The 8790-nt window shown below is 63.8% G+C and carries 6 protein-coding genes; 4 read left to right on the top strand and 2 right to left on the bottom strand.

What is annotated here, in order from left to right; translation table 11 throughout:
• Positions 1–949, top strand: a 949-nt coding sequence (locus AC1AWD_RS08050) for an InlB B-repeat-containing protein (protein WP_476565427.1), incomplete at its 5' end; no start/stop codon positions are given.
• Positions 950–1203: 254 nt separating this feature from the next.
• Here the strand turns inward: AC1AWD_RS08050 and AC1AWD_RS08055 are convergent.
• Positions 1204–3258: an InlB B-repeat-containing protein gene (locus AC1AWD_RS08055; RefSeq protein ID WP_476565428.1), complete on the bottom strand. Its 2055-nt coding sequence runs from the start codon at positions 3256–3258 to the stop codon at positions 1204–1206.
• 203 nt (positions 3259–3461) lie between these two features.
• Between AC1AWD_RS08055 and AC1AWD_RS08060 the strand changes: the two genes are divergently transcribed.
• The 3 genes from AC1AWD_RS08060 (at position 3462) to AC1AWD_RS08070 (ending at position 6772) form a co-directional block, all read left to right on the top strand.
• Positions 3462–3920, top strand: coding sequence for a helix-turn-helix domain-containing protein (locus AC1AWD_RS08060; RefSeq protein WP_476565429.1), 459 nt, complete (start codon positions 3462–3464; stop codon positions 3918–3920).
• Complete coding sequence (locus AC1AWD_RS08065; protein ID WP_476565431.1) at positions 3877–4491, top strand: VapC50 family PIN domain-containing toxin; 615 nt, start codon at positions 3877–3879, stop codon at positions 4489–4491. Before AC1AWD_RS08060 ends, AC1AWD_RS08065 begins: the two co-directional genes overlap by 44 nt.
• Positions 4492–4681: 190 nt before the next feature.
• A complete protein-coding gene (locus AC1AWD_RS08070; protein WP_476565433.1) occupies positions 4682–6772 on the top strand; it encodes an InlB B-repeat-containing protein in 2091 nt (696 codons plus the stop codon).
• Positions 6773–7026: 254 nt separating this feature from the next.
• Here the strand turns inward: AC1AWD_RS08070 and AC1AWD_RS08075 are convergent.
• The coding region (locus tag AC1AWD_RS08075; RefSeq protein WP_476565435.1) for an InlB B-repeat-containing protein at positions 7027–8790 on the bottom strand (1764 nt) is incomplete at its 5' end.

Here is an 8790-nt window from a genome sequence, read left to right on the forward strand (position 1 = left end):
GTTCGACCCGAACTACAGCGGTTCGAAGACCACCCAGGTCAAGTACGACGAGGGCACGTCCGTGTCCGAACCGTCCGAGCCGACCCGCGACGGCTACGTGTTCATGGGCTGGTACACCAGCTCCGCCGCCTCCCAGCAGATCCCGGCCGGTACCGGCGTGAACAAGGTCGGCTTCACCGACCTGACCGCCACCGCCGCCGTCACCTATTACGCCGGCTGGCTCAAGGACACCGTCGCCACCGACATCGTCGGCGCGAAGAACCTCACCCCGGACATGGTCGAGACCGACGGCGTGTTCACCGATGCGTCCGTGAAGGCCTACACGAAGGCCTACAAGAAGGCCATGTCCGACGCCGACCTGACCGCCGCCGAGAATGCCGCCCTGGCCGACGGCGCCTCCCTGTCCGCGATTGCGAAGTTCACCGACACCGCCAAGGCCGACGCGCTGCTCAAGGGCCTGCAGTCCGCCCAGGCCCTGCTCAAGGCCAAGGACACCGTCCCGGTGTACCGCGTGTACAACAAGGCCACGAACAAGCACCTGTACACCACGGACGCGGCCGAGGCCGCCGCCCTGACCGCCGCCGGCTGGCGCGACGAGGGCGTCTCCTTCCACGTCGCCGCCTCCGTCAAAGCGGGCAAGAGCGTCGTGACAGCTGGCCTGTACGTCCCGGTGTACCGCCTGTTCAACAAGTACGACGCCTCGGGCAAGCAGATCGACCGCCACTTCTACACGTCCGACAAGGCCGAGTACGAGAAGCTGGCCGCGGACCCGAGCTGGCGCGACGAGGGCATCGCCTACTACGTGCGCACGCAGGGCGGCGAGACCGTGTACCGCGCGTACAGCTCCGACCGTTACGAGCACCTGTTCACCACGAACAAGACCGAGGCCCAGAACGCGGTGAAGCTGTACGGCTACCGTGACGAGGGCGTCGCCTTCAACGCCGAGTGAACCGGTAGCGCGGCATCGTCAGTGATGTAGCGTGCGAACCCTGAGAGGGGTTTCTCCTTGGGAATGACTTCCAAGGAGAAACCCCTCTTTTCGCGTATCCATGTCTTCATGAGATCGTCGATGTGACGAGATTGGATGCATAATTCCTGATACGCGAAAGGGTATTCCCTTTTGGATTTGATTCCAAAGGGGAACACCCTTCCGTCATGTCAGCGGACAGTCGGCCTCACGGCCGGCGTCACGGCGTCACGGCGTCACTTCTCGGTGTAGAACGCGATGTTCTCGGCGCGGTACCAGCCCTCGCCCTGGGCGGTCGTCGCGGCCTCGTACTCCGCTTCGCTCGTGGTGAACAGGTGCTCGTAGCGAGACGGGCTGTACGCGCGGTACACGGCCACGCCGCCCTGCGTGCGGGCGTAGTACGCCACGCCCTCGTCACGCCAGCCGGACTTCACCAGGTTCTCCATCTCGGACTTGTCCTTGGTGTAGAAGTGGCGGTTCGCCGGCTTGTCGTACAGGCGGTACACCGGAATGTACAGGCCGGAGGTCACCAGGGTGGAGGACTCAGGGTCGCCGACCTCGTTCAGCGTGTAGTAGGCGATGCCCTCGTCACGCCAGCCGCCCGCGACCAGCGCCATGGCCTCGGCGTAGTTCGACGTGTACAGGTGCTTGTTGTCGGCCTTGTTGTACACGCGGTACACCGGAGCGGTCTCGCTGGTCTTCACGACCAGCAGGGCCTGGGCGGCCTGGAACGCCTCGGTCGCCTCGGTCAGCTCGTCGCCGGACAGCTTGGAGCCGTTCGGGTCACCACTCAGGTCATACTTCTTGGCGGCAGTGTTGTACGCCTTCGCGTAGGCGGTCAGGGAGTTCTTGGTGAACACATCCGTTTCGTTGGAAAGGTCCTTGGTGGCCTTCTTGTACGTGGAGTCCAACACGTGCCAACGAGCGTAGTACACGTCGGACTCATCATAGCTTGCGGCCGGCTTGAACTCGTTGCCGCCGGTGCTGGCTTCGGTATCGAACCAGCCAACGAACGTGTAACCGTCACGTACTGGGTCGGCCGGCGCCTCGACGTAGCCGTTGGCATCGGCGTCGACGTCAATCACGTCCGCGTTGTCGTAGTTCAGATCGAACGAGATCGTGACGGAAGAGTCGGTCTTGAACCACGGGTACATGGGGAGGTCCGCATTCATGATGCCGGCCTTGATCAAGTTAGACTCATCGCGGCTTGTCTTCGTCGCCTCGTTGCTCCAGCCCATGAAGGTGGAACCGACTTCGGTCGGGGCTTCGAACAGCTTGGACGGGTCCGCGGTCCAGCCCTTCTGCACCATGGCGACCTTGTCTTTAACCGGGCTGTCGGCGTTGTTGTGCGTGGTCAGCATGACGTAAGTGACCTTGTTCTTGGCCGTCGAGACCGTGGCGGTCACGTCGTTGGAGCCCGTCGGCAGGGTCACCGTGCCGTCGCTGTTGGCGGTGCCTGCGCTGAACGCAACGTCGAGATTGGTCCAAGCGCTGGCGCTTCCACCGTAGAAGCTGAGCGGGGTGAAGGTCGAACCCTGCTTGTATTCGCGCGTCACCGCAGCGCTATCGGTCGGATTGCTCGACTCTTCCTTCGCGCCGTCAAGGGTCTTGGCAACGGTGACGCCATTACCGGCGTAATAGGAGACGACGGTGGCGTTCTCGGTCTTCGGCGTGTATTTTTGGCCGCCCTTCATGTCCTTGACGGCGACGTCCTTGCCGTCCTTCTGCCACACGCCCTCGAACAGCTGATGATCATCGACCGCGGCATCCTCGCTCGGGACCTGCCAGTCGGCCAGCGTGTCGCCGGAGGCCAGCAGGACCGTACCAGCAGCGGTCACGACATCGCCCACAGCGGTCGGGGCCTTGACATAAGTGCCGAGGTCGAACGTGACGGTGCTGTCGTTCGCGCTGGCAGTGCTCACCCAGTGCGCGTACAGGGTCGTGCCGTCCGCGATGTCGCCGTTCGGATCAACGGCGGAGCCGCCCTTCTTCGTCGTGTACCAGCCGGAGAACGTGTAGCCGCCACGGGTCGGCTTGTTCACATTGCTGGTGCCGTAGTACAGGTCGTCCTGCCAAGTCGTGGTGTTACCGGCGTTGGGGACAGTCAGCTTGGTGGCGCTCGTGTCAGCGGTGTGATTCGAGAACACGCCGTTGTTTGCGTCCAGGATCACCTCGTCGGCTTCACCCGCGGTCGCGTTCGCGGTGGCCGCGGCCATGCCCATGGTCGCAATCATCGCGAGGGAGGCCAGACCGGCGAGCGGGGCGCGCCAAATCTTCGTGTTTCCTGTCATCTTCAGAAAACCTTTCTTTCTAGGCCACGGGCCACGAAAGAAAAACTCCCTGCAACTCCGACCTCTGACCGGAAGCGATGAAACCGTCCGACGCCAAGTGACGACGATGCCCGGAGATAAGTGGCGGCATTGTCCAGAAACAAGTGGTGACGATACGAGTCGCAAGCGATCGACGCTTTCCGGACCGGATCATCGCGGGTATCATGGTGAATGATGGAAAGGAGACGGCCATGACCATGCTGGCAAAATCGACACGGACGGTCAGAAGGCGCCGTCCCCTGGCCCGACGCAAGTCGGGTGCCTTCCTGCAGGGCGCCGACGGGGCGCGCATCGCGTTGACCCCGGAACTGTATGAGAAGACGCTTGCCTATGTGCTCGGCGAGGGCGCGGACCCGTCGCGTCTGGCCACCGTCGAGGAGGCAGCCCGTATCCTGGAAGCGTCCCCGCGTACGGTGGAACGCATGGTCGACGCGGGGGCGCTGCATGCCGTCCGAACGGCAGGACGGGGAGGCAGGCTTCTGGACGTCGACGAAGTCCTCGCCTACAGGCGCGGGCAGGACCGCATCGCCGGCGAGGCGTTGGAGGACCTGCATGAACTGTCGGCCTCCACGGGCGGCTATGACATGGACTATTCCGGCTATCTGGACGGGTTCGGTGAGTGACGGGTGCGAGGTCGCGCTGCTCGACGCGAACCTGTTCGTTCCCACGTGGATGATCGATGTGCTGCTGTGCTTCGCCGAGGCGCATCTGTACGATCCCGTCTGGTCCGAGCGAATCATGGACGAGGCTCGCGCCGCTATGATGCGGGTGCGCGGCATGTCGGAGTCCGATGCGTGGCGGGCTACGGCGCTGATGGACAGGGCCTTCCCGTTCGCTTCCGTCAGTGGATGGGAGGAGCTGACGGGTGGCGTCGATCTTCCCGACCCGGACGACCGGCATGTCGTGGCCGCGGCTAGGCGCGCCGGCGCGTCGGTGGTGGTCACGCTCAATCTCAGGGATTTCCCCGCGAACGTCATCGGCCGGTACGGGCTGCGAGCCGAGTCGCCGGACGCGTTCCTGAGTCGCGTGTATGACGCCGACCCGGGCAAGGCCCTGACCGTGATGCGCGGGCTGGTGTCGTCGAAGAAACGGCCTCCGCGTACCATGCTCGAGGAGATCGAGGGGCTGGAACGGCTCAGGCTCCATTCGTTCGCCCGTCGCCTCCGCGACGGCATGCGGCATGAAACCGATTAAAGACTCGTTTCGGTGTTCCCAAGGCCTGAGGGGAGCGTGTCCGCAACCGTCGTCGTTTTCTTCTGCGCATCATCACCGTTTACTCCCTATGGTGTCATCATCTGGCGCTGTTCATCGTCATCGCTTTTCTGTGCGTGGCTGGCGGTTTTTTCTTCGTGGCCCGTGGCCTAGAAAGAAAGGTTTTCTGAAGATGACAGGAAACACGAAGATTTGGCGCGCCCCGCTCGCCGGTCTGGCCTCCGTCGCGATGATCGCGACCATGGGCATGGCCGCCGCGACCGCGAACGCGGCCTTCACGCCCGAGGAGGGCGCGAAGTATACGGTGACGGTGAACGCGAACGGCGGCGAATTGGGCAGCGGCATCGTCAGTGCCGTTAACACCCTCATCGGCACTACGCTCACCGGAGGCGATGACAAGGCTGTGTACGAGAACGAGGAACGCCCTGAGGACTCCGCCTACGTCACCCTGGAGAACATCCCGAACGACACCAGCCTGGACTCGATTCTTAACGTAACCCCAGATTCGCCTGATACAACGAACCACACGTTCACCGGCTGGTATGCGCAGGCCGATTACGGCGTGGACGGCGCCGTCAAAAAGACCGGCACCAAGGTCACCGGCAACATGGACCTGTTCGCCCACTGGGCCGTCAACGGATCTGTGACGGTCACGTTCACCGGCGCGGGCCAGAACGGCACGGCGACGATCGCTCCGGGCGACAAGCTGGCCGACTGGCAGGTCGGATACAACGCGAACACGAACCAGAACCAGGTGGCCGCTTGGCTGACCAAGAACAACGACGAGTCCACCGCGGTGGACTTCACGACCGCCACGTTCGATACGAGCACGACCCTGTACCCGCTGTACAAGAGCGTGAAGGTCACCTACAACGCCAACGGCGGATATAACAGCGGCAGTGCGATCTCTGCGCCTACCGTTCACTACGTCGTTCCGGGCAAGGCCTTCGAGTCGGGCATCGATACCTCCAATTGGAGTAGTGCGGCTTCTTCCGGCAATCCGTTCCTTGGCTGGTACACGAAGTCCGCCGACGGCACCCTGTCCGACAAGCCGTTCGACTTCACCGCGGGCACCACGGAGGACGTCACCCTGTACGCGAAGTACGGCACCGCACCGTCGACGGTCGTCGTCACGTTCAAGTACAACGATACCGACACCTACGGCACCGACACCATTGCTGCGGGCACCCAGGTCTCCAAGCCGGCCAATCCGACGGACCCGACCGATCAGGGCCGTCCGTTCCTGTACTGGACTGAGAAGAGCAGCGGCACCACCTCGACCTCCGATCCGGAGTACGCGTGGAGCACCTATGTCACCGTGGCCAAGACGCTGATGGCCGTGTGGGGCGAGGCGACCAAGAGCAGCGTGAAGGTCACGTTCGATGAGAACTACACCGGCGGTAAGCGCACGGTCGTGAACGCGGACGCGAACGGCGAGGTCGCCGCCTTGGCCGACCCGGTCCGTGAGGGCTATGAGTTCCTCGGCTGGTACGACGCCGCCATCGGCGGCAGCGAAGTCGTCTTCCCGCTCACCGCAGATGATACGGTGTACGCTCATTGGGCCGCCATCGGCACGACCGTGTTCGACAAGGCCGTCAAGGACGTCACCGCCCAGTCCGATGTGAAGGACCTGTTCACCGACGCGTCCGTGAAGGCGTACGAGAAGGCGTACAAGGCCGCCGTGGACGAGTACGGCACCGACGCGTCCAAGCTGAGCGATGACGAGCTGACCGAGGCGACCGAGGCGTTCCAGGCCGCGCAGGCGCTCCTGGTCGTGAAGACCTCCAAGACCGCCCCGGTGTACCGCGTGTACAACAAGGCCGACAACAAGCACCTGTACACGTCCGTCAAGGCCGAGGCCCTGGGCCTGATCGCGGGCGGCTGGCGTGACGAGGGCATCGCCTACTACACGCTGGACCTGACCGAGGACCAGATGAACGACACCAGCAGCAACCATTACAAGGACCTGGTGGATTCGGGCCTGTACACGCCGGTGTACCGCCTGTACGACAAGCCGGCGAACCGCCACTTCTACACCACGGACAAGTCCGAGATGGAGAACCTGGTGAAGTCCGGATGGCGTGACGAGGGCGTGGCGTACTACGCCCGCACGCAGGGCGGCGTGGCCGTGTACCGCGCGTACAGCCCGTCGCGCTACGAGCACCTGTTCACCACGAGCGAAGCGGAGTACGAGGCCGCGACGACCGCGACCGGCGAGGGCTGGTACCGCGCCGAGAACATCGGCTTCTACACCGAGAAGTGACGCCGTGACGCCGTGACGCCGGCCGTGAGGCCGACTGTCCGCTGACATGACGGAAGGGTGTTCCCCTTTGGAATCAAATCCAAAAGGGAATACCCTTTCGCGTATCAGGAATTATGCATCCAATCTCGTCACATCGACGATCTCATGAAGACATGGATACGCGAAAAGAGGGGTTTCTCCTTGGAAGTCATTCCCAAGGAGAAACCCCTCTCAGGGTTCGCACGCTACATCACTGACGATGCCGCGCTACCGGTTCACTCGGCGTTGAAGGCGACGCCCTCGTCACGGTAGCCGTACAGCTTCACCGCGTTCTGGGCCTCGGTCTTGTTCGTGGTGAACAGGTGCTCGTAACGGTCGGAGCTGTACGCGCGGTACACGGTCTCGCCGCCCTGCGTGCGCACGTAGTAGGCGATGCCCTCGTCACGCCAGCTCGGGTCCGCGACCAGCTTCTCGTACTCGGCCTTGTCCGAGGTGTAGAAGTGGCGGTCGATCTGCTTGCCCGAGGCGTCGTACTTGTTGAACAGGCGGTACACCGGGACGTACATGCCGGACTCCACGACGTTGTCGTGCTTGTTGACGGCGGCCGCGACGTTGAACGCCACGCCCTCGTCACGCCAGCCGGCGGCCATCAGGGCGGCGGCCTCGGCCGCGTCCGTGGTGTACAGGTGCTTGTTGGTGTCCTTGTTGAACACGCGGTACACCGGGACGGTGCTCTTGGCCTTGAGCAGGGCCTGGGCGGACTGCAGGCCCTTGAGCAGCGCGTCGGCCTTCTTGGTGTCCGTGAACTTCGCGATCGCGGACAGGGAGGCGCCGTCGGCCAGGGCGGCCTTCTCGGCGGCGGTCAGGTCGGCGTCGGACACGGCCTTGTCGTAGGCCTTCGTGTAGGCCTTCACGGAATTCGTGGTGAACGCGTCGTCGGCCTCGACCATGTCCGGGGTGAGGTTCTTCGCGCCGACGATGTCGGTGGCGACGGTGTCCTTGAGCCAGCCGGCGTAGTAGACGATATCGGCGTCAGCGGTCAGGTCCTCGAAGTTGAGCTTGTTCGCGCCGGTGCCGGCCGGGACCTGCTTGGAGGCGTCGGCGTCCTTGTACCAGCCCATGAACACGTAGCCGTCGCGGGTCGGCTCGGACGGTTCGGACACGGACGTGCCCTCGTCGTACTTGACCTGGGTGGTCTTCGAACCGCTGTAGTTCGGGTCGAACGTGACCGTGACCTGCTCGGCCGCCAGCGGGGTCAGCACGGAAGACAGGGTCACGCGGTAGTCGGCAGAGCCCTCGGCGGCGTCGACGGCTTCGACCTTCTCGTCCACGTATTCGTATGGCTTGGAATCAGACCCCGTGTAGGACCAGTTGCCGGCCTTGTACAGGCCGCCGATCTCGGACAGGTCCGGCGTCGGGATGGAGGAGCCCTCCGGCACGTACTTGGAGGCAACCGGATAGAACGCCGGGTCGACCTTGTAGTCCACCTGATAGGCCTGAGACGCGCCGTTCGCGGTGTCCGCCGTCAGGTTCAGGTCAGCGGTGACCTTGTTGCCGAGCTTCCAAGCGCCGGCAGTACCGTTCCAGATGGTGATGAACTTGTCGCCAGTGGCGATGGTGCCAGTGGCGGAGTCCACTGCGACCGGGAAGGAGGACAGCGCGGTGTTCTCCGCGACCTCGACGTCATACGTCTCACTGCCCTGAGTGTAGCCGCCGGATTTGCCGCCCTGAACGAGCAGTTTGTGACCGGCGGAGGCAGAGAACTTGACGACGAAGGACGTGACGGTCTTCGGGCTCAGCGTGACGCTCTTCTCCGGCGCGGCGGTCAGGTCGTAGTCGGCCTGGGAGGCGGAGGTGGAGTCATACCAGCCCTGAAGCAGGTTGTCGTCGTCCACGTTCGCGTCGGTCGGGATCTCCCAGGAGGCGAGCTTGTCGCCCGGGGCCAGCTTCACGACACGGTCGGCAGGCTGGTTGGCGGTGCCGTCCTGGTCGGTGTCGGCGAATTTCGCGTAGGAGTTGTCCGTGAACGTGATGGTCTT

The sequence above is a fragment of the Bifidobacterium sp. LH_512 genome, assembly GCF_056356435.1.